Raw genomic sequence first — 22,754 nt, forward strand, 5'->3', positions numbered from 1 at the left:
GAAGGAGGCGTTTTTCATCGTAATCCAATACATGAAAAACCTGTTTTCCAATTCTTTGAGTAAAAAAAGATTGGCGATCGCTTTTGCTAGTTTTGTAGTTTTAGCAACGACTTCAGGTTTCTTTTACTATGAAGGGTCTAAGAATACTGTTGCACTTACTCTTAACGGCGAACAAAAAGTGGTAAAAACACATGCCAATACGATTAAGGAATTAATCGCTGAACTGGATATACCAGTTAACTCAAAGGACTACTTGTACCCCGCGGCTGATGCCAAGGTGAAAAATAACCAAAAGGTTGTTTGGACACAAGCAAAACAGGTTCAAATTGTCAAAGGCAACGAGAAGAAAACGATTTGGACTACAGCCGGTACGGTTGAGGGGCTCTTAAAAGAGCAAGGAATTGTATTGAACGAACATGATGAAATTTCACAAAGTCCGAAAACAGAAATAAAAAATAAGATGAAAATTGGCATTGATATTGCCGTTCATCTAACATTCGTTGACGGCGGAAAAGAGCAAAAGGTTTGGTCCACTTCGACTACGGTCGCTGACTTTTTAACACAACAAGGGATAAGGCTTAATGAATTTGACCGGGTTGAACCGTCATTAACAGAGACCATCCAAAAGGATGAGGCAATCAACGTTATACGAGTAGAAAAGGTCACCGATGTAGTGGAAGAACCAGTTCAGTATGCAGTCATTACCAAGAAGGACGAAAGTTTAGAGGCAGGGCAAGAAAAGACAATTACATCAGGCAAACCGGGTCTTGTTACTAGAAGATATGAAGTGATTTATGAAAATGGCAAAGAAGTATCCCGAACAATTATTAGTGAGAAGCAGATTAGAGAAAAACATGATAAAGTTGTGGCTGTCGGTACAAAGGAATTGAATGTTCAAGTTTCCCGCGGAGAAGAGACAGGAACCGAATTTTACGTAAATACGACCGCCTATACAGCTTTTTGTAATGGCTGTTCAGGAATAACGGCAACGGGAGTAAATCTGCGAGCTAACCCTAACATAAAAATTATTGCAGTTGACCCGCGTGTTATTCCGCTGGGAACAAAGGTTTTTGTGGAAGGCTATGGTTATGCGATAGCCGGTGATACAGGTTCAAGCATTAAGGGGAATAAAATTGATGTCTATTTTCCAACGAAAGCAGAAGCCTTTCGCTGGGGTGTCAGGAAAGCGAAAATTAAGATTTTAAAATAAGCAAGGCTCTTTTCTCAAACCTTGTTACTATTTAGTTCAAAATAATGGGATATTGAGCTATTTTCATCTAAATAAGCTAATTTCTTTAGAGAAAAGTGCTTGCAAACTTATTCGAAGTGCCAAATAGCAATATAAACGTAAAAACCGGCTTTTGGGTTTTTACAACAAGCTTTACGAAAAGAGCTATAGTCAAACATGTGCAGGGGTTATTCCTCTGCATTTTGCTTTTTCCCTGAAATTCTTTATACTTACATCGTACATATGCTTTTCTAAATGATATGAATGCTTTCGTTAATATAGACGATGGACATTACAAAAATGTTTCAAATATTTCTAAAGTTTATTATTACTTTTTTTGCTGTGGCATGTTTCAGTTTACTGCTAACTTTGTACTCTGTTGATTGGAGGAAGGCACGAAGAACTCCTCGAAAATGCTACGCATTTCCTTCGTGCGGTGCTTATTCAATGAAGCATATTCAATGTCCTGCGGGAAGAGCAAGTCACGGGAGACCCCGCAGGAGCGAAGCGACGAGGAGGCTCCCGGACTGCCCGCTAAAAAGCGAAGTGGCTGGAGCTCCAATCAACAGGGAAGTTCAACAATGAAAAAACATTTCCACGTGGGTTACTGGAGGAAGAGATGAAGATTAAAGAGATTATTGTGGTGGAAGGTAAGGATGATACGACAGCGATAAAAAGGGCTGTAGATGCGGATACGATTGAGACAAATGGTTCTGCTATTAATCAGGAAACGATTGAGAAAATTAGACGGGCCCAGGAAACAAGAGGGGTCATTATTTTTACCGATCCAGACTTTCCAGGTGAAAAAATAAGAAATACGATAAGTAAAGAGGTTTCTGGCTGTAAACATGCTTTTCTATCGAAGGAGAATGCAATTGCCAAAAACGGCAAAGGGTTAGGTGTTGAACATGCTCCGCTAACGGCCATTAGGGAGGCGCTGAGCGACGTTCAGTTAATGAGTGATACAATAACGGAGGAAATTACCCAAGAGGATTTACTGACCGCTGGGCTCGTTGGTGGAGAGGGCTCAAAAGAACGAAGGATCCTACTGGGAAAGCAATTAAAAATTGGTTATACCAACGGGAAACAGCTACATAAACGGTTAATGATGTTTCAAATCAGCAAACAGGAATTCGCCGAAGCGCTAGCTGTTGTTATGCAGGAGGAAAAAGGATGAATAAGGATATTGCTACCCCGATTAGAACACGGGCGATACTCGAACGATATGGTTTTTCTTTTAAGAAAAGCCTTGGCCAAAACTTTTTAATCGATACGAATATTTTACAGAGAATTGTTGATTTTGCAGAAATAGGGGAGGACACGGGGACGATTGAAATTGGACCTGGAATTGGTGCGCTCACAGAACAGCTAGCCCGAAACAGCAAAAAAGTAGTCGCTTTTGAAATTGACCAGAGATTATTGCCGATTTTATCTGATACGCTTTCACCTTATGAAAATGTAAAAATTATTCATAAAGATGTATTAGAAGCGGATGTTCAAGCTGTCATTGATCAAGAATTTGCTGGTATGGATGATTTAATGGTCGTGGCAAATTTACCATACTATGTGACGACTCCAATTATCATGAAACTGCTTGAGGAACAACTGCCAATCCGCGGAATCGTAGTTATGCTCCAGAAAGAGGTAGCTAACCGAATTTCAGCAAGCCCGGGTACAAAGGAGTATGGATCACTTTCTATCGCGATTCAATATTATACTCACGCAGAAACAGTAATGATTGTACCGAAAACTGTTTTCGTCCCGCAGCCGAATGTGGATTCTGCTGTTATCCGTTTAACAAGACGAGAAAAGCCTGCTGTGTTAGTTAAAGATGAAAACTTCTTTTTCCAAGTGACAAGGTCAAGCTTCGCGCAAAGAAGGAAAACAATACTTAATAATCTCACAAGCCAATTGCCAGATGGAAAGCAGAAGAAAGAGGAAATTTTATCTGCATTATCTGCAGCTGACATCGAGCCGACAAGAAGAGGAGAAACACTTTCCTTAGAGGAGTTTGGCCGATTAAGTGATGAATTATATACTTACTTCCACTAGACCTTTTACAGGTCTTTTTTTTATCGTTTAGATAACTAAAAGAATTTTAGTGTGGTTATCCCCTTTGAAATAGTTCTTTGAATCTAGCGCAAGATCCTAGGGGCTCGGGGTCTTTTGTTCTGAATGGCAAAACAACGAGAAGAATGACCTTTTAATGGGGTATTGAGGACAAAAGCCATGAGTGGTGTTGGAGATTTGTCCTTAAGAAAGGGTATTGAGGACAAAAGCCATGAGTGGTGTTGGAGGTTTGTCCTCAAGAAGGGGTATGGAAGACAAAAGCCATGAGTGGTGTTGGAGATTTGTCCTCAAGAAGGGGTATGGAGGACAAAAGCCATGAGTGGTGTTGGAGGTTTGTCCTCAAGAAAGGGTATTGAGGACAAAAGCCATGAGTGGTGTTGGAGATTTGTCCTTAAGAAAGGGTATTGAGGACAAAAGCCATGAGTGGTGTTGGAGGTTTGTCCTCAAGAAGGGGTATGGAGGACAAAAGCCATGAGTGGTGTTGGAGATTTGTCCTTAAGAAAGGGTATTGAGGACAAAAGCCATGAGTGGTGTTGGAGATTTGTCCTCAAGAAGGGGTATGGAGGACAAAAGCCATGAGTGGTGTTGGAGATTTGTCCTTAAGAAGGGTTCACTAAATACACTCCTATGCAGGCTTTTAATCACAAATATCCAGGTAGTTGCATAGCCTATGAGAGAAACTTTATTTGGAGGGCCTATATGCTGGTCTAATTGGAGTGACAGCTGTGGATATAAAACGAACGGATATTGTTGGCAGGCGATCATATAACTGTGATATTCTGTTCCGTATTATTGATATACAAGAAATAGACGGCCAGAAGGTTGCGGTCTTATACGGTGAGGACTTTCGCTTAGTGGCGGATGCACCATATGATGATTTAATAGTGGTCAATCAGAATGTAAGAAACAAAATCACAAGGAAATATCAAACACTTGAAGAACAGTCCTACCGTTTATTTGCACAGGATGTAGATTTATTAAAGCAAAGGCAGGAATATGATATCACGGGAGGCTATGTAAATTCCGCTAATTATTTTCAGTTGCCGGGAAGGGTTCTCCATATTGATGGTGATCCTGACTACTTAAAAAAGTGTATGACACTATACGAAAAGATTGGCATTCCTGTGTATGGCATTCATTGCAATGAAAAAGAAATGCCAAATAAAATTGATGAACTTATTGATTATTACCGACCGGATATATTGGTCATTACAGGTCATGATGCCTATTCAAAAGCAAAAGGGAAGATGACGGATATTAATGCCTACCGTCATTCGAAACATTTTGTTCAAACGGTCAGAGCTGCGCGCAGAAAAATCCCTCATTTAGACCAACTCGTCATTTTTGCAGGGGCGTGCCAATCCCATTTTGAATCCCTCATCCATGCAGGTGCAAATTTTGCTAGCTCTCCTTCAAGAATTAATATTCATGCACTCGACCCTGTATATATAGTTGCAAAAATCAGCTTTACCCCGTTCATGGAAAGAATTAATGTCTGGGATGTATTGAGGAACACACTAACAGGTGAAAAAGGGCTTGGAGGCATTGAAACGAAAGGGGTTTTACGTACAGGAATGCCATATAATCCTGCCTCAGTAGAAGAGTCTTAAGCCCTTTTAAACAGATAAGGGCTTATTTTTTTAATGGACACATAATTCCACCTAATTAAGGTAACGATAGGTATGTTGAAATTTGGTAGAAAAAGTAGAAGAAAACATATTGACAATCTTTTTGTCATACTGATATAATTTTAGGTTTTGTTTGACAATTACTATGTCAGTGTGATATACTTTTATACAGTGAGGTGGAGCGAATGCCAAAAACTCTAGCCGATATAAAAATGGCTCTTGATTCAAATTTAGGAAAAAGATTGTTACTAAAGGCAAATGGCGGACGTAGAAAAACAATTGAACGATCCGGTATATTAGCCGAAACGTACCCATCAGTTTTTGTAATTGAGTTAGATCAAGATGAAAATGCGTTTGAACGTGTTTCTTATAGTTATGCTGATGTGTTAACTGAAACAGTTCAAATTACATTCTACGAAGATGCATCAGGAAATGTAGCGTTAAGCTAGTATATAAGCAAATATCAAGCAGTAAACAAGCAATTGTTTACTGCTTTTTGCTGTCAAAAAAATTTTGGGATGTTGAAACTAATTGAAGGTTTGCAAACTCTGTTGATTAGAGCGGAAGGTGCGAAAGACTCCTCGAAAATGCTACCGCATTTCCTTCGTGCGGTGTCGACTCTAGGAAGCTTATTCAATGTCCTGCAGGAGTAAGGGGCAGGGGAGACCCCACAGGCGCTTTAGCGCCGAGGAGGCTCCCCGGACCTCCTGCGGAAAGCGAAGCATCTGGAGCTCTAATCAACAGCCAAGTTTAAGAACCAAGATTTAAATGTTTAATTATGGATTAATGAAAATACGCTGCCATCCCATACTAATAATGCCGTATGTAATAAAAAGGGGTTGTTTTGATGGGCAGAAGAAGAGGCATCATGTCAGAACAATTTAAAGAAGAACTAGCAAAAGAGCTTGGTTTTTATGATGTCGTTCAAAAAGACGGATGGGGCGGCATTCGAGCAAAGGATGCAGGAAATATGGTTAAAAGAGCCATTGAACTAGCCGAACAACAATTATTGAATAACAGCAATAAATCTTAAGGAACAACCTATACAACGTTCCAATACTACTTCTATTCGTTAAACAAATCAATTACTGCGGCAAGGCCAGGGAGCAGAAGCCACCCTGGCCTTTATTTTCCCTTTACGGAGCCATTTATCTATTTTTATTCATAAAAATTAGTGATAAAATAATTTAATTGATAGGATTGTCATATTGACACGTCTTAGTTTTATCCTTTTGTGGTAAAATAGGACAAAATGTGGAATGCGGAAAAGAAGCGAAAGGCCATAGGCTTACGCTTGACTTTAAAAAAGTAGGTGTTTGTTGTGAAGGTTTTAGTAAAAGCACCGGCCAAAATTAATTTATCATTGGATGTTTTATATAAACGTCCTGATGGTTTTCATGAAGTAGAAATGATAATGACAACGATTGATTTGGCGGATCGTGTAGAACTGACATTATTAGAAGAAAATAAAATACATATTCTTTCCCATAACCGGTATGTACCTGATGACCAGCGAAACTTGGCCTATCAGGCAGCAAAATTATTAAAGGATCGTTTTAATATTGAAAAAGGCGTTGAAATTATCATTGAAAAAACAATTCCTGTTGCAGCTGGACTTGCCGGAGGAAGCAGTGATGCTGCTGCTACACTAAGAGGATTAAATAAACTTTGGGACTTAGGATTAACGATGGATGAACTAGCTGAAATGGGCTCTGAAATAGGTTCAGATGTTTCCTTTTGTGTTTATGGCGGGACGGCTCTGGCGAAAGGAAGAGGGGAAATCATTACTGAGCTTCCAGCCCCTCCAACCTGCTGGGTAATACTTGCCAAGCCCTTTATTGGTGTATCAACAGCGGAAGTTTATCGACGGCTAGAATTAGAGAAAATGGACCATCCTAACATTAAAGAGATGGCAGGAGCAATTAAAAACAATGACTATCAGAGCGTCTGCAATAATGTAGGCAATGTCTTAGAAGAAGTAACCTTAAACCTCCATCCTGAAGTAGCGCAAATTAAGGATCAAATGAAGCGTTTCGGTGCTGATGCGGTGTTAATGAGCGGCAGCGGGCCAACCGTGTTTGGAATTGTCCAGCATGATTCAAGAATGCATCGGATTTATAATGGTCTGAGGGGTTTTTGTGATCAAGTTTTTGCGGTAAGAATGTTGGGGGAACGGCATACTCTTGATTAAATACGTACAATAATGATATTCTTATAATAGAATATTCGTCTTTTTGGGGGTTTGTTATGAAGTTTCGCCGGAGTGAACGATTGATAGATATGACAAACTATTTGCTTGACCATCCGCGCCAGTTGGTATCGCTTACCTTCTTTGCCGAACGCTACACTTCAGCAAAGTCATCTATTAGTGAAGATTTAGCGATTATTAAAGAGACATTTGAACAACGAGGTATCGGCATACTGAAAACAGTATCTGGGGCGGCTGGAGGAGTAAAGTTTTTTGTGAAAGTAAGTAATGAGCAAGCAAAGCCGTTTGTAAATGAATTATGTGAGTTAATTGCAAAGCCTGACAGACTATTACCTGGGGGCTACCTATATTTAACCGATATATTAGGTAACCCTTCGATTGTCCAAAAGGCAGGACGAATCATTGCCTCTTCCTATGCTGAGACAAAAATTGATGTAGTTATGACGGTTGCAACAAAAGGAATCCCACTTGCTTATGCCGTAGCGAGCCAGTTAAATGCTCCAGTTGTTATCGTTAGAAGAGACAGTAAGGTGACGGAAGGACCGACTGTAAGCATAAATTATGTGTCGGGGTCAGCCAAACGGATACAACCAATGGTCCTTTCAAGAAGAAGTATCCCGCAAGGAGCAAATGTGTTAATTGTCGATGACTTTATGAAGGCTGGCGGCACCGTTATAGGCATGATTAGTTTACTTGAAGAATTTAATGCCCAGTTAGCTGGTATTGCTGTACTAGTAGAAGCAGAAAAAATTCAAGAACGCTTAGTGGGTGATGAATATCTATCACTTGTCCAACTGACCGAAGTAGACGTAAAAGAAAAAATAATTCGTGTAAAAGAAGGAAATTATTTTAAATAGGTGACGGAGGAAATGACATGAAAGTGGTATTTACAGATAAAGCACCAGCAGCAATTGGACCCTACTCACAAGGTATTATTGTAAATAATCTCTTCTACAGCTCTGGGCAAATCCCATTAACAGCTGAGGGAAGCCTTGCAGAAGGTGACATTAAAGCCCAGACGCATCAGGTGTTTACTAATCTTAAAGCTGTCTTGGCGGCGGCGGGAGCCTCGTTAGAAACTGTTGTAAAAACAACGGTATTTATTAAAAATATGGATGAGTTTTCCGCGATCAATGAAGTGTATGGCGAATATTTTTCCGCACATAAGCCCGCTAGGTCTTGTGTAGAAGTGGCACGTTTGCCAAAAGATGTACTCATTGAAATTGAGGTAGTAGCACTCGTCAAATAATCGAGTTTTTTTTACTGAAACGGTGTTTCTGTATATTATTTACATATGTTCACTAAATTGCCCTAATATTTTAAAAAAGTTTTCTAACAAAAGAAGGAATAAATTTTTTTTTGTAGAATGTAATACACTAGCTTTTTACAATGAGAAAAGGGTGTGAGCACATGGAAGTAACAGACGTAAGATTACGCCGCGTTAACACGGATGGACGTATGAGAGCCATCGCATCAATCACTTTGGATAATGAATTTGTCGTTCATGACATCCGGGTTATTGACGGAAATAATGGTTTATTTGTTGCAATGCCAAGTAAACGTACTCCTGATGGAGAATTTCGTGATATTGCGCATCCAATCAATTCGGGAACACGCGGTAAAATCCAAGAGGCTGTATTGGCGGAATACCACCGCTTAGGTGAATTGGAAGTAGAATTTGAAGAAGCAGGAGCTTCCTAAATCGCAAATACAACTAGAGCCTACTACATAAGTAGTGCTCTTTTTTTATTTAAATCCCCTTTTTAAATCCCCCTTTGGAAAATTTTAAAAATAACAAATTCCAATACTTCTACTTCATTCCTTGAAAAGACAAGCTAATTACGTTAATATTTTTAATGGATAAAAAGGTAAAAATGGAGGCTAGTTCATGTCTAATCGTTTCGCTGTGATTTTGGCCGCTGGGCAAGGAACGCGGATGAAGTCGAAGCTTTATAAAGTGCTGCACCCTGTATGCGGAAAACCAATGGTACAACATGTTGTGGATCAAATAACAAAGCTTAATATACAAGAAATGGTAACAGTTATCGGCCATGGTGCTGAAAAGGTAAAATCCCAACTAGGGGACGAAAGCCATTACGTACTCCAAGAAGAGCAGCTAGGGACTGCACATGCTGTGATGCAGGCGCAAACTATACTTGCTGGGAAAGAAGGCGTAACCATTGTTGTTTGTGGTGATACCCCTCTAATTACAGCAGAGACTATGGAGTCACTATTCGTCCATCATCAGAAATTATCTGCAAAAGCTACTATCCTTACTGCAAGGATAGAGGACCCAACGGGATATGGCCGAATTATTCGGGATGAAGAAGGTATTGTTGAAAAAATTGTTGAACATAAAGATGCAACAGAAGCAGAACGTACGGTGGATGAAATTAATACTGGTACCTATTGCTTTGATAATGCTGCATTGTTTGAGGCATTAAAGAACGTCTCTAATGAAAATGTACAAGGTGAATACTACTTGCCGGATGTAATTGAAATACTAAAAAAACAAGGTGAAGTGGTTACAGCATACCAAACGAATGAGTTTGAAGAGACATTAGGTGTAAATGATCGTGTTGCTTTAGCAGAAGCAGAGAGAATTATGCGTGCTCGAACAAATCAATTCCATATGAGAAATGGTGTGACGATCATTGATCCTGCCAACACCTATATTGACACAGATGTTGTTATTGGGCAGGATACTATAATCCTCCCAGGTACAATGTTAAAAGGGAAAACGGTAATTGGAACAAGCAGTCAAATTGGGCCAAATACAGAAATTGACACGTGTGAGATTGGTGATGAAACAGTCATCCGCCAATCAGTAGCCCATAATAGTTTTATTGGTAATCACGTGAATATTGGACCATTTGCACATATTCGACCGGAATCAACAATCAGCGATGAAGTGAAAATCGGGAATTTTGTTGAGATAAAAAAGGCTGCTTTTGGAAAAGGCAGTAAAGCATCGCATCTAAGTTATATTGGCGATGCTGAAGTAGGCAGTAATGTAAATATTGGCTGTGGATCGATTACTGTTAATTATGACGGTAAAAACAAATACTTAACAAAAATTGAAGATGATGTCTTTATTGGTTGTAATTCTAATCTTGTTGCTCCTGTTACAGTAGGAAAAGGTGCGTATGTGGCAGCAGGGTCTACAATCACAAAAAATGTCCCAGGCAAGGCTTTGTCCATTGCACGTGCTCAGCAGGTAAATAAGGAAAATTACGTTGATAAGCTCAATAAAAAAAAATAAGCGATTGATTCAGGAGGCCAACAATGTCAAATCAGTACTTAGATCCTAATTTAAAAGTATTCAGTCTAAACTCAAATTTACCGCTGGCACAAGAGATTGCAAAGGTAATTGGAGTGGAATTAGGAAAGACATCTGTCACTCGATTTAGTGACGGAGAAATTCAAATAAATATCGAAGAAAGTATTCGCGGCTGTGATGTATATGTCATTCAATCAACTAGTTCGCCTGTAAACGAGAATATCATGGAAGTATTAATCATGATTGATGCTTTAAAGAGAGCATCAGCAAAAACGATTAATATTGTTATGCCATATTATGGTTATGCCCGTCAGGATCGCAAGGCACGTGCACGTGAGCCAATTACGGCGAAATTAGTAGCAAACCTCCTTGAAACTGCTGGTGCAACACGTGTCATCTGTTTAGACTTGCATGCACCTCAAATTCAAGGTTTCTTTGAAATCCCAACAGATCATTTAATGGGAGTGCCAATTTTGTCAGAGTACTTTAATAATAAAGAGTTAAATGGTGACATCGTCGTTGTTTCTCCAGATCATGGGGGGGTAACAAGAGCGAGGAAAATGGCTGAGCGCCTAAAAGCACCGATTGCAATTATAGATAAACGCCGTCCAAGACCAAATGTTGCAGAAGTAATGAACATTGTTGGTAACATTGAAGGGAAAATTGCGATATTAATCGATGACATCATTGATACCGCTGGGACAATCACGCTTGCTGCGAACGCATTGGTTGAAAATGGGGCGTCTGAAGTCTATGCTTGCTGTACACATCCTGTATTATCAGGACCAGCAATTGAAAGAATCGAAAACTCAAAAATTAAAGAATTAGTTGTGACGAATTCCATTCACCTTTCTGAAGAGAAGAGCTCAAAAAAGATTGTGCATCTATCAGTCGCACCGTTACTTGGTGAAGCGATTATCCGTGTTCACGAAGAGCAATCTGTCAGCACATTATTTGATTAATTCAAAAAGTAATTTAAGTTTTTTAAGCGAAACTGCTATGAAAAATGTTTAGACCTTCCTGTTTTAGGGCAATTTTTAGATAGGACTATTTATGAACTAAAATAGGAAGGTGACTAGAATCATGAGTACTGTTTTACAAGCAAAGGAGCGGAATGAATTCCGTCATTCAGCATTAAAGAAAATAAGAGAAACAGGTAATATTCCCGCAATTATATATGGGGCACAGGTGGAAAATAAATCAGTGGTTGTCAATTCGATTGATTTAATAAAAACCATCCGTGATGTAGGCAGAAACGGAATCATTTCTATGGATGTTAATGGTGCTAAACAAGATGTTGTTTTAACAGATTATCAAGAGGATGCTATCAAAAGAGAAATTATCCATGCAGATTTTCTAGCTGTTAATAAATCATCAAAGATCAACGTTTCCGTTAGACTAGTTCTTGCGGGTGATGCAGCCGGTGTGAAGGATGGCGGTGTCCTCCAGCAGCCTCTTCATGAACTTTCAATTACTTCTACTCCTAGTGAGATACCACAGCAGATTGAGGTGGATATTACAAACTTACAGGTAGGAGAAACGTTGGCCATTTCAGATATTCTTTATCAAGGTTCATTTACAATCAACCATGAAGAAGATGAAGTGATTGCTTCCATCCTTCCGCCGAAGCAAGAAGAAGAAATAAATTCTGGTGAACAACAAGAACCAGGTCACCCGGATAATGAAGAGGGAAGAGAAACAAAGCCTATTGGTGAGTAAAAGTAGGAACAGCCCCTAGGCGCTGCAGTGAGTCAATTCTCAATGTAAAACTATTTTGAGGGGAAAAGACGTAACTTTTAATAGTTACGTCTTTTGTTGCATCACAAAGGGGGAGAATGATAAAATGTTTCGAAAATGGATTAATAGGTGGACTGGGCCGAAGGAGAGAGAACAAATGAAGTTAATCGTAGGTTTAGGAAACCCGGGGAAGCAATTTGAGCAAACAAGACATAATGTTGGATTTAAGGTAATTGATGAGCTATCAAGTCGGTTAAACACACCTCTGAATCAATCTAAATTTAAAGGAATGTATGGAATTGGTGTTCATAAAGGTGATAAAGTAGTATTATTAAAACCACTTACGTATATGAACTTGTCGGGTGAGTCGATTCGGGCAATAATTGATTATTATCAAATTAACCTAGAGGACATAGTGGTTATTTACGATGACCTTGATTTACCAGTTGGTAAAATTCGGCTTCGCCAAAAGGGGAGTGCTGGTGGTCATAATGGCATTAAATCAACCGTTGCTCATTTGGGTACGCAGGAGTTTAACCGAATTCGCATCGGGATTGACCGGCCGATAAATGGTATGAAGGTTCCCGATTACGTCCTAGGCAGTTTTTATGATGACGAGCAGGAATTGATTAAGGAAGCTATCCTAAAGAGTTCAGATGCATGTGAGGCATGGTTAGAAAAGCCTTTTATACAAGTAATGAATGAATTTAATCAGTAACTATTCATCAGATAAGCATTCCTTTCATACAATAAAGCAATGTGTTCATGGAAATAAAATTGAATATCTTCTCTCGATAACGTTAATACTAGTATTAATAGTAGTTTAGGGAGGTAGGATATGGCCATCCATTATCATTGTCATCATTGCAACACGAATTTAGGTTCAATTGAACAGTCGTCGATACACAGCGAAACACTCGGCCTTCATAAATTAACGGATCAAGAGAGACAAGAAATGATTACGTATGATTCTGCTGGAGATATTCGCATTACGGCTATATGTGAAGACTGTCAGGAGGCTTTAGAAAGAAATCCTGATTATCATCAATACGATTACCTTATTCATTAACCAGCTTTGGAATGCTATCCAAAGCATTTTTCTATTTAAATATGATAGGTTTTGTTGATTTGCGCTCCAGGCACTTCGCTTTCCGCAGGCGTGCCGGGGAGCCTCCTCGGCGCTTAGAGATAAGTGGGGTCTCCCCAGCCCCGTACTCCCGCAGGACATTGAATAGGCTTCCTTGAATATGCACCGCACGAAGGAAATGCGATAGCATTTTCGAGGAGTCCTTAGCGCCTTCCGCTCCAATCAACAGAAACATAGCCTACTAATAATATGTTTGATATAGCACAACCAGAAACTGCCTATAGAGAGGAGGAACAATCTTGAATGGTTTAAAATCACTTTTTCTGCAGCAAGAGGATATTCATTCCATCATTTCAGGTGTGAATGAAGGTTTGAAGGAACAACTCATTGCAGGCTTGTCAGGCTCATCGAGAACGGTACTGATTGCTTCTGTATATGAGCAAATGAAAAGACCGATTCTGTTAGTTACACATAATCTATTACAAGCACAGAAACTGTACGATGATATTGTCAATCTATTAAGTGAACAGGAAGTATTCCTTTTTCCGACAAATGAGTTAATTGCTGCGGAAATGAGTGTCGCAAGTCCGGAGTTAAGAGCCCAACGAATTGAAGCACTAAATCATTGGAGCAAGCATGATCATGGGATTGTGATTGTTCCTATTGCTGGTTTAAGAAAGGTAATTCCCCCGAAATCAGTGTGGAGGCGTCACCAGCTTTTGTTTCAATTAGGAGATGATTTGGACGTCCCTGAGCTTTTGTCGGCATTTGTCCATATGGGTTATGTTCGTGCGGAAATGGTTTCGACGCCTGGGGAGTTTAGTATTCGCGGCGGAATTATCGATATTTATCCGCTTACTGAATCTGATCCGATAAGAATTGAATTATTTGATACAGAGATAGATTCGATTCGCTATTTCTCTCTCGAGGACCAGCGCTCGAAGGCGAAAATAGCAGAAGTATCGATTGGTCCGGCAACAGAGGTTATATTAGAACCCGAGGACTATAGCCGTTTAATTGGTAAGCTGGAGGATGGACTCGCGAAAAGCTTAAACAAGTTAAAAGATGACAAAGCCAAAATGCAGCTCTCACAAAATAGCGGTTATGAATTAGAACAGCTGAAAAACAGACAAAAACCCGATCAAGTGTTTAAATATCTTTCACTTGCCTATGATGTTCCCGCTAGTTTACTAGACTACCTTCCCCGTCATGGATTGGTTTTTATCGATGAAATCAGTCGGGTTCAAGAAATGAATGACTCACTGGTTAAGGAAGAAGCAGAATGGTATACAGCTCTGCTTAGTGAAGGGAAAATCATCCATGATTTAATGATATCGCATGATTTACCAGGTTTACTGCAAAAAGGGAATTTCCCAATCCTGTATATGTCACTTTTTCTGCGTCATGTGGCAAATACCAGCCCGCAAAATATCATTAATGTTTCCTGTAAACAGATGCAAAACTTCCATGGGCAGATGCATTTGTTAAAAGCGGAGGTAGACAGATGGATAAAAGGGAATTTTTCTGTCCTGTTTTTAGGTCAGGATGATGAGCGTGTAAACAAGCTAGAGCGTGTATTAGAGGATTACGATATTGATGCAACCGTGCATAGAGAGGGTCAGCAGCTTTACCCTGGTAAGGTTCAGATTATGAATGGGAACCTGCATACAGGCTTTGAGCTCTCTATCCAAAAAATTGCAGTAATCACAGAGGAAGAACTCTTTAATAAACGGACAAAAAAACCGAAAAATCGTCAAAAGCTATCCAATGCAGAAAGAATAAAAAGCTATTCAGAGCTCAAAATCGGCGATTATGTTGTCCATGTTAATCATGGAATCGGAAAATATTTAGGGATTGAAACGCTTATGATTAACGGAATTCATAAGGATTATCTACATATTCGTTATCACGGATCAGATAAGCTTTATGTCCCTGTAGAGCAAATTGATCTTGTCCAAAAGTATGTTGGGTCAGAGGGAAAAGAGCCGAAGATATATAAACTGGGCGGCAGCGATTGGAAAAAGGTGAAAAAGAAGGTTCAAGCCACTGTTCAAGACATTGCTGACGATTTAATTAAGCTCTATGCAGAACGTGAAGCGGCTGTTGGTTATGCCTTTGCACCAGATGGAGATATGCAAAGAGAATTTGAAACGGCCTTTGCTTATCAAGAAACGGAAGACCAGCTCCGTTCTATCCACGAGATTAAAAAGGATATGGAAAAGCCAAGACCGATGGATCGCTTACTTTGTGGGGATGTTGGTTATGGGAAAACGGAGGTTGCGATTCGTGCTGCCTTTAAGGCAATTGCCGATGGAAAGCAAGCTGCTATTCTAGTGCCGACTACGATTTTAGCACAGCAGCATTATGAAACAATCCGCGAGAGATTTCAAGATTATCCAATTAACATTGGTCTGTTAAGCCGTTTTCGTTCAAAAAAGCAACAAACGGAAACCATTAAGGGGCTTAAAGCAGGTACAGTTGATATTGCAATCGGAACACACCGATTACTTTCTAAAGATGTCATCTATCGTGATCTTGGGTTGTTAATTATTGATGAAGAACAAAGGTTCGGGGTTACCCATAAAGAGAAGATAAAGCGGTTAAAGACAAATATAGATGTTTTAACATTAACGGCTACGCCGATACCTAGGACACTTCATATGTCGATGCTGGGTGTACGTGATTTATCTGTTATTGAAACACCACCTGAGAATCGCTTTCCGATTCAAACCTATGTGATGGAATACAATGGGGCACTTGTCAGGGAGGCAATTGAGAGAGAATTAGTACGTGACGGACAAGTCTACTTTTTGTATAACAGAGTAGAAGATATCGAACGTAAAGCAGAGGAAATTTCAATGTTAGTCCCTGATGCAAGGGTGACATTTGCCCATGGACAAATGTCAGAAAACGAGTTGGAATCTGTTATGCTAAACTTTCTTTCTGGTGAATTCGATGTCTTGGTGAGCACAACCATCATTGAAACGGGAGTGGATATCCCGAATGTAAATACATTAATTGTCTATGATGCCGATAAAATGGGACTTTCACAGCTTTATCAGCTTCGTGGGCGAGTTGGAAGGTCCAATCGTATTGCGTATGCATTTTTCACGCACCGAAAGGATAAGGTATTAACGGAAGTGGCGGAAAAACGCCTGCAGGCCATCAAGGAGTTTACAGAGTTAGGATCAGGTTTTAAGATTGCCATGCGTGATTTATCCATAAGGGGTGCAGGTAATTTACTTGGTGCACAGCAACATGGATTTATTGATTCTGTGGGCTTTGATTTATATTCGCAGATGTTAAAAGAAGCAGTTGAAGAGAGAAAGGTTGATTTGAAAGCAGAAGTAAAGTCTACTGTTGAAATTGACCTTGCAATCGATGCTTATATTCCTGATTCATATATTAAGGACGGCCATCTAAAAATTGAAATGTATAAACGATTTAGGGGAGCAACGACACTGGAGGATATCGAAGAGCTTCAAGAAGAAATGTTAGACCGCTTCGGTGAATACCCTGAGGAAGTGGCATTCCTTTTCCAGATTGCTGAAATGAAAGTGTATGCGCTTCTTGCAGGGGTAGAGCAAATTAAACAAATAAAACAGGAAGTAACTATTTTAATTAGTGAACGAGCAAGCGGCAGTATTGATGGACAAAAGGTCTTCGCCTTAAGCAATAAATATTCAAAAATGCTCGGCCTTGGTATGGAAGGCCAAAAACTAAAAATGGTAATACAGACAAAAGAAACAGAAACGGCACACTGGCTTAACGTTGCCTACGAAATGATTAAAGGAATACAGTCTGCAAAAAGAGGCCAGGAAAACCCTGTGTAAGTGAGTAAACAACAGTCAAGTTTAACAATGTTTTTACTTTCATTTATTATGGAATATTTTTCATTTGCATGAAAAAGTATGATGATTGTGTATAGAACTTTCCAGATGAAAGATACTAAGTTCAAAGTTGGTGATGATTTCATTAAAAGGAAAGTTTCTCATTACCAAGTTAGTTAAAATCATCAGATGAAAGTGAGGCAACATTGGATGAAAGCAACTGGAATAGTTCGTCGAATCGATGATTTAGGTCGTGTTGTCATTCCGAAAGAAATTCGCAGAACATTGCGTATCCGTGAGGGGGATCCGTTAGAGATCTTTGTGGATCGGGATGGAGAAGTCATTTTAAAGAAGTATTCACCTATCAGCGAGTTAAGCGATTTTGCCAAGGAATATGCAGAAGCCCTATTTGATAGCCTCGGTAATCCGATATTAATTTGTGATAGAGATACGTATATTGCCCTCGCAGGAAGTTCAAAAAAAGATTATTTAAATAAAAATATTAGTGATTTAGTGGAAAAAACAATGGAAGAACGTACCCCTGTAATCGTAACACAGCAAAGTGATATCGCATTAGCGGATGGAAATGATGAAACTGTCTCATCTTATACAATTGCACCTATTATTGCAAATGGTGATCCAATCGGCGCAGTTATTATCTATTCAAAAGAAGGTACACTAGGCGAAGTAGAGAAGAAAGCTGTTGAAACGGCGGCTGGTTTCCTGGCTAGACAGATGGAATCCTAAACTTTCTATATTTTTAAAAAGGACAGCGATTGCTGTCTTTTTTATTGTGAATTGCTATAATACTTTTGAGTTCTTTAATAAGGAGTTATGCAATGAAGCCTGTGAATCAATCGAAAGCGCTTTTTAAGGGGGCTTTCATCTTAGCAATTGCTGCACTGTTAACAAAGATTTTAAGTGCCGTTTATCGCATACCATTTCAAAATATTGTTGGCGACGTCGGCTTTTACATATATCAGCAAGTATATCCGTTTTATGGTCTGGCAATTGTCCTGGCGACAACGGGGTTTCCAGTTGTTATTTCCAAGCTTTTTGCTGAACAGAAGGACAAAAAGGATGATGAAAAAACGAGGCGCCTTTTACTTGTCTCGTACGTTATTTTGCAGTTATTTGGATTGATTTGTTTTCTTATCCTCTATTTGAGTGCAGAGAAAATCGCTTTGTTTATGAATGACTCACAATTAACGATTTTGTTAAGGGTGGTCTCCATTGTCTTTTTACTGTTTCCAATTGTTTCGATTCTAAGGGGATATTTTCAGGGAATTGGAGATATGGTTCCGACAGCATTGTCACAAGTAGGCGAGCAATTCATTCGCGCCATTACCATACTATTCCTGGCTTATATCCTCACCAAGGAAGGTTCCTCTCTTTATTTTGTCGGTGGCGGAGCAATGTTTGGCTCAATTACAGGCAGTATCGTATCGGCACTTATTCTGTTTATGTTCCTATGGATTCGTAAAGAATGGAGAGTAGTGGTCCCAAGTAAGGGGATGCTAACCTCTTACTTTTTAGAAGCTGGTGTGATTGTAAAGGCATTGGTTTTTCAAGGTCTTATGATTTGTATTAGCGGCATGCTATTAATCTTTATCCAATTAGCGGATGCATTGAACCTCTATTCGCTGCTGGCAGCTAACGATTATGAAGAGAACTTGGCTAAAAGTTTAAAGGGAATCTTTGATAGAGGTCAGCCGTTAATCCAGTTAGGGACTGTTGTTGCCACTGCAATGTCACTATCCCTTGTTCCGCTGATTACGAGCGTGAGATTAAAAAGAGATACCGTTTTTCTACATGATAAGATTAAATTGGCTATTAGAGTCAGTGTCGTCATTGGTGCGGGTGCATCAGCAGGACTTTGGACAATCATTACTCCAACCAACATCATGTTATTTGAAAACCAATTAGGTTCATCGGTCCTAGGTGTTCTTAGTTTTGTGATTCTATTTACTTCAATCATCACGCCAATGATTGCCATTATGCAAGGATTGGGTAATCTTTTCTATCCTGCAGTGGTGATTGTATTCTCATTTCCCATTAAGTACGGACTAAATTCCCTGCTCGTGCCGAGCTTTGATACGATGGGTGCAGCCTATGCAACAGTGATAACTTTAGCCATTGTCTGTATCCTGATAACAATAAAATTCAAAAAAATGGTAAAGATTCCGCTAGTGTCATTTGCATTTATTAGGACCGTTATAACGGCATCCTTGGTAATGGTACTTTTTTTAAAATCCTATCTATATGTAACGGATATACTTTTTGTGTTTTTAGGGTCTGTACGGGTTATAGCCGCTGCTCAAGCACTAGGCGGTGTGTTTTCTGGAGGTTTCCTTTTCTTGCTTTTTGTCATAAGACAAGGGGTTTTCAATGAAAAGGAACTTGCATTATTTCCTTTAGGAAGCAAATTAAGTCTTTTATTACCAAAAAAGAATAGGAGCTAAAAGTATGGGGAAAACAATTGAACTTCTCGGTTTGGGAGCGGGCGATTTGAATCAACTTCCGCTCGGTGTTTATAAAAAGCTTATTCAGGCAGATCATGTTTATTTAAGGACAAAGGAACATCCCGTTGTCCTGGAGCTGGAAAAGGAAGGGCTCCGTTATTCCTCCTTCGATGAAGTTTATGAGAAGCATGAACAATTTGAGGAAGTTTATCAGGAAATTGTTCAAACCTTACTTCAAAAAGCTAAGTCAGAACAAGTCACTTATGCCGTTCCAGGGCATCCGCTTGTTGCCGAACGGACGGTACAACTACTGCTTGAATATGGACAAAAGGAAGGAATTGAAATACGTATTGGTGGAGGACAGAGTTTTATTGATGCAATCTTTCAGTCCTTGAAGATTGATCCAATTGAAGGGTTTCAGTTACTTGATGGGACGTCGCTCCAAGTAAATCAGCTGCAGGTTAGCCAGCATATGATTATCGGTCAGGTCTATGACCAGTATGTTGCATCGGATGTTAAATTAACATTAATGGAAAGATTACCTGATGATTATCTAGTATCGATTGTAACAGCCGCTGGAAGCCAGCAGGAACGAATTGAAACGGTACCGCTATATGAATTAGATCGAAAAGTCTCACTTGATAATCTCACTTCCGTCTATGTGCCGCCAGTAAAGGATGATGCAATCCTACTGAAAAATTTCTTTAAACTGCGGGAGATCATTGCTGAACTAAGAGGTCCGGAGGGCTGTCCTTGGGATAAGGAACAGACACATGAATCACTAAAAAAGTACTTAATTGAAGAGACTTATGAGGTTATCGAGGCTATTGACAGTGGAGATATTGATCATTTAATCGAAGAGCTTGGCGATGTTCTGCTTCATGTAATGCTGCATGCCCAAATCGGCGAGGATGATGGCTATTTTGCCATTGAAGATGTCATCGAGGGGATATCTGCAAAAATGATTCGTCGGCATCCACATGTATTTGGAAACGGGCAAGCCGAGGACTCGGAAGCAGTTGTGCGCACATGGCAGGAAATAAAGAAACAAGAAAAAGGTTCTGTCGAGGGGTCTTTGCTTGATGGTGTTTCAAAGTCACTTCCTGGTTTGCTAAGAGCCTACGAGCTTCAGAAGAAGGCCTCAAAGGTTGGCTTTGATTGGCAGGAAATAACCCCTGCCTTGGAGAAAGTGAAGGAAGAGCTTCAGGAATTTGAAAATGAATTAACAGATAAAACCGGGAATATGGTGTTGGCCAAAAAGGAATTTGGAGATTTACTGTTTGCTTTTGTTAATGTAGCAAGATTCCTTGATATCCATCCGGAAGAAGCTTTATTAGGGACGAATGAAAAATTCATTCGCCGTTTCCGGTTTGTCGAAGACAAGGTGAAGGAAAGCGATAAAACCTTCGAGGAATATACGCTAGAAGAGCTTGATCGATTTTGGGATGAAGCAAAATTAACAGGACTTTAAAAGACGGGGGAATGACAATGCGTTTAGACAAATTTTTAAAGGTTTCTAGATTGATAAAAAGAAGAACGATGGCAAAGGAGGTATCGGATCAAGGGAGAATTCTTATTAACGGGAAAGAAGCGAAGGCTAGTACCAATGTTAAGGTAGGCGATGAACTAACCATTCGTCTCGGCCAAAGAATGGTTACTGCCAGAGTAGACCTTATTCAAGATACGACCCGTAAAGATGCAGCAGCGGAGATGTACACGATTATAAAAGAAGAAAGAATCGGATCACCTGAGTTTTAGAACAACATAGTGGAAGTTCTATTTTTTCAACCCGGCACATACAAATGTACAAAAGGTTGTACAAATGATTGTGAGGGATGAATGATGAGCCAATATTATGAGACAAACCAAACTAAAGGCACAGTTCCAGAACATGATGTCATCATGAGAGGAAGAAAACTCCTTGATATTACTGGTGTTAAACAAGTTGAGAGCTTTGATAATGAAGAGTTTTTATTAGAAACCAACATGGGCTTTTTAGCGATTAAAGGGCAAAATTTACAAATGAAAAACCTTGATGTTGAAAAGGGAATTGTCTCCATTAAAGGGAAGATATTTGATTTGGTCTATTTGGATGAACAGCATGGGGAGAAAACTAAAGGTTTCTTTAGTAAGTTATTCCGATGACACTCTCAACTCAATTTATCACCATGCTTTCGATGATTGGGATGGGTTCACTGTTTGGTGTAATGTTAGATACGTATCAGCGGTTTTTAAAAAGACCTAAACGGAAGTCTATCATTGTATTTATTAATGATTTATTCTTTTGGATCATCCAAGCGCTGCTCATTTTTTATACATTATTTCAAGTGAATAATGGAGAATTGCGCTTTTATATCTTTCTTGCCCTCCTTTGCGGCTTTGCTGCCTACCAAAGCTTGTTTAAAGGCTTATATTTAAAATTACTTGAAAAAGTTATTCAATTGGTTATATCCGTTTACAGGTTTATTAGGAAGACCTATCTAATCCTCATCTATAAACCTGTCATCTGGTTAATCCAATTACTTTTTTCAATCATTCTCTTACTTGGCAGGGGACTCTATACCCTTGTCAAATTTATTTTACAGGTTGTATTATTTGTGGTGAAGCTCATTTTAATGCCAATACAAAAAATAATGTTAATTTTTTGGAATCTTTTGCCGAAGGGTCTTAAAAAAACCGTCGAGAAGTTATATAATAAAACGGCAGGAAATTTTAAGGGAATAAAGGAATATATAGTTAAGTGGATGCAGAAGCTGAAAAAACCAAAAGAGTAAGGAGGTTTTGGAACAATGAATACAGTTAGAGAAAAAAGTATAGCTAAGATACAGACAACCTATGTAAAACAAAAGGAAGTTGCAGAAATTGCTTCGGCCCGGAAAAGGAAATTGCTGCTGAGAAGGCTATCGATGTTTTTTGTGTTAGCGGTTGTCGTTTCTTATTTTATGATTTCTAGCTATATTTTCCAAACCTCTGCCTTAGATACGAAGATGGCCCAAAAGGGAAAGCTTGATGAGGAATTAGCAGAGCTGCAAAAACAGCAACAGGTTCTGAAAGAGGATATTATCAAATTGAATGATGATGATTATATTGCCAAACTGGCAAGAAAAGAATACTTCTTTTCAGATAATAATGAAGTCATCTTTACGATACCAGAGAAAAATTAATCGAAATATTAACTACTGACTAGTGTTGTTGACACTATTTTTTCTCATTCTGTATAATA

23 protein-coding genes are annotated in these 22,754 nt (G+C 39.3%); all 23 read left to right on the plus strand.

The window, feature by feature from the left end; translation table 11 throughout:
- Nucleotides 1-31 precede the first annotated feature (31 nt).
- The 23 genes from NSS81_RS12460 to NSS81_RS12570 all read left to right on the plus strand — a co-directional run bounded on the left by NSS81_RS12460 (nucleotide 32) and on the right by NSS81_RS12570 (nucleotide 22,695).
- Nucleotides 32-1,210, plus strand: coding sequence for a ubiquitin-like domain-containing protein (locus tag NSS81_RS12460; protein WP_342433797.1), 1,179 nt, complete (start codon nucleotides 32-34; stop codon nucleotides 1,208-1,210).
- A gap of 637 nt (nucleotides 1,211-1,847) precedes the next feature.
- A complete protein-coding gene (gene rnmV / locus NSS81_RS12465; protein ID WP_342433798.1) occupies nucleotides 1,848-2,405 on the plus strand; it encodes a ribonuclease M5 in 558 nt (185 codons plus the stop codon).
- Entirely contained in the window at nucleotides 2,402-3,280 is an 879-nt protein-coding gene (rsmA, locus tag NSS81_RS12470; protein ID WP_342433799.1) for a 16S rRNA (adenine(1518)-N(6)/adenine(1519)-N(6))-dimethyltransferase RsmA, read from the plus strand. Before rnmV ends, rsmA begins: the two co-directional genes overlap by 4 nt.
- 743 nt (nucleotides 3,281-4,023) lie before the next feature.
- The gene (yabG, locus tag NSS81_RS12475) at nucleotides 4,024-4,908 is read left to right on the plus strand and encodes a sporulation peptidase YabG (protein ID WP_342433800.1); all 885 of its coding nucleotides are present in this window, start codon (nucleotides 4,024-4,026) and stop codon (nucleotides 4,906-4,908) included.
- A gap of 203 nt (nucleotides 4,909-5,111) precedes the next feature.
- Nucleotides 5,112-5,375, plus strand: coding sequence for a Veg family protein (locus NSS81_RS12480; RefSeq protein ID WP_342433801.1), 264 nt, complete (start codon nucleotides 5,112-5,114; stop codon nucleotides 5,373-5,375).
- 398 nt (nucleotides 5,376-5,773) lie between these two features.
- On the plus strand, nucleotides 5,774-5,959 hold the full coding sequence (locus NSS81_RS12485) for a small, acid-soluble spore protein, alpha/beta type (protein WP_342433802.1): 186 nt from the start codon (nucleotides 5,774-5,776) through the stop codon (nucleotides 5,957-5,959).
- A gap of 288 nt (nucleotides 5,960-6,247) precedes the next feature.
- On the plus strand, nucleotides 6,248-7,117 hold the full coding sequence (gene ispE, locus NSS81_RS12490) for a 4-(cytidine 5'-diphospho)-2-C-methyl-D-erythritol kinase (RefSeq protein WP_342433803.1): 870 nt from the start codon (nucleotides 6,248-6,250) through the stop codon (nucleotides 7,115-7,117).
- 56 nt (nucleotides 7,118-7,173) lie between these two features.
- Nucleotides 7,174-7,992 (plus strand): pur operon repressor, encoded by an 819-nt coding sequence (gene purR / locus NSS81_RS12495; protein WP_342433804.1) that lies wholly within the window; start codon nucleotides 7,174-7,176, stop codon nucleotides 7,990-7,992.
- A gap of 17 nt (nucleotides 7,993-8,009) precedes the next feature.
- Nucleotides 8,010-8,384, plus strand: a complete 375-nt coding sequence (locus NSS81_RS12500; RefSeq protein ID WP_342433805.1) for a RidA family protein — start codon at nucleotides 8,010-8,012, stop codon at nucleotides 8,382-8,384.
- Between the two features lie 161 nt (nucleotides 8,385-8,545).
- Nucleotides 8,546-8,836 carry a septation regulator SpoVG gene (gene spoVG / locus NSS81_RS12505; RefSeq protein ID WP_003347151.1) on the plus strand — a complete coding sequence of 97 codons (291 nt, stop codon included), beginning with the start codon at nucleotides 8,546-8,548 and terminating at the stop codon, nucleotides 8,834-8,836.
- A 187-nt stretch (nucleotides 8,837-9,023) separates the two neighbouring features.
- Nucleotides 9,024-10,397: a bifunctional UDP-N-acetylglucosamine diphosphorylase/glucosamine-1-phosphate N-acetyltransferase GlmU gene (gene glmU / locus NSS81_RS12510; RefSeq protein WP_342433806.1), complete on the plus strand. Its 1,374-nt coding sequence runs from the start codon at nucleotides 9,024-9,026 to the stop codon at nucleotides 10,395-10,397.
- 23 nt (nucleotides 10,398-10,420) lie between these two features.
- Entirely contained in the window at nucleotides 10,421-11,377 is a 957-nt protein-coding gene (locus NSS81_RS12515) for a ribose-phosphate diphosphokinase (protein ID WP_342433807.1), read from the plus strand.
- A 121-nt stretch (nucleotides 11,378-11,498) separates the two neighbouring features.
- Nucleotides 11,499-12,134, plus strand: coding sequence for a 50S ribosomal protein L25/general stress protein Ctc (locus NSS81_RS12520; protein ID WP_342433808.1), 636 nt, complete (start codon nucleotides 11,499-11,501; stop codon nucleotides 12,132-12,134).
- A gap of 175 nt (nucleotides 12,135-12,309) precedes the next feature.
- Nucleotides 12,310-12,870 carry an aminoacyl-tRNA hydrolase gene (pth, locus tag NSS81_RS12525; RefSeq protein WP_342433809.1) on the plus strand — a complete coding sequence of 187 codons (561 nt, stop codon included), beginning with the start codon at nucleotides 12,310-12,312 and terminating at the stop codon, nucleotides 12,868-12,870.
- A 120-nt stretch (nucleotides 12,871-12,990) separates the two neighbouring features.
- Entirely contained in the window at nucleotides 12,991-13,221 is a 231-nt protein-coding gene (locus NSS81_RS12530; protein WP_342433810.1) for an anti-sigma-F factor Fin family protein, read from the plus strand.
- A 317-nt stretch (nucleotides 13,222-13,538) separates the two neighbouring features.
- Nucleotides 13,539-17,072: a transcription-repair coupling factor gene (gene mfd / locus NSS81_RS12535; protein ID WP_342433811.1), complete on the plus strand. Its 3,534-nt coding sequence runs from the start codon at nucleotides 13,539-13,541 to the stop codon at nucleotides 17,070-17,072.
- A gap of 207 nt (nucleotides 17,073-17,279) precedes the next feature.
- Nucleotides 17,280-17,816 (plus strand): stage V sporulation protein T, encoded by a 537-nt coding sequence (gene spoVT, locus NSS81_RS12540; protein WP_342434011.1) that lies wholly within the window; start codon nucleotides 17,280-17,282, stop codon nucleotides 17,814-17,816.
- Nucleotides 17,817-17,908: 92 nt separating this feature from the next.
- Nucleotides 17,909-19,531, plus strand: coding sequence for a polysaccharide biosynthesis protein (locus NSS81_RS12545; RefSeq protein ID WP_342433812.1), 1,623 nt, complete (start codon nucleotides 17,909-17,911; stop codon nucleotides 19,529-19,531).
- Between the two features lie 4 nt (nucleotides 19,532-19,535).
- A complete protein-coding gene (gene mazG / locus NSS81_RS12550) occupies nucleotides 19,536-21,002 on the plus strand; it encodes a nucleoside triphosphate pyrophosphohydrolase (RefSeq protein ID WP_342433813.1) in 1,467 nt (488 codons plus the stop codon).
- A gap of 17 nt (nucleotides 21,003-21,019) precedes the next feature.
- Complete coding sequence (locus NSS81_RS12555) at nucleotides 21,020-21,289, plus strand: RNA-binding S4 domain-containing protein (protein WP_342433814.1); 270 nt, start codon at nucleotides 21,020-21,022, stop codon at nucleotides 21,287-21,289.
- 84 nt (nucleotides 21,290-21,373) lie between these two features.
- A complete protein-coding gene (gene yabP, locus NSS81_RS12560) occupies nucleotides 21,374-21,676 on the plus strand; it encodes a sporulation protein YabP (protein ID WP_342434012.1) in 303 nt (100 codons plus the stop codon).
- Nucleotides 21,673-22,305 (plus strand): spore cortex biosynthesis protein YabQ, encoded by a 633-nt coding sequence (gene yabQ, locus NSS81_RS12565; RefSeq protein WP_342433815.1) that lies wholly within the window; start codon nucleotides 21,673-21,675, stop codon nucleotides 22,303-22,305. The genes yabP and yabQ overlap by 4 nt, the downstream gene beginning before the upstream one ends.
- Before the next feature lie 15 nt (nucleotides 22,306-22,320).
- The gene (locus NSS81_RS12570) at nucleotides 22,321-22,695 is read left to right on the plus strand and encodes a septum formation initiator family protein (protein ID WP_342433816.1); all 375 of its coding nucleotides are present in this window, start codon (nucleotides 22,321-22,323) and stop codon (nucleotides 22,693-22,695) included.
- Nucleotides 22,696-22,754: the final 59 nt, after the last annotated feature.

Origin of the sequence: Neobacillus sp. FSL H8-0543 (assembly GCF_038592905.1) — a bacterium.
Lineage (GTDB): Bacteria > Bacillota > Bacilli > Bacillales > Cytobacillaceae > Neobacillus.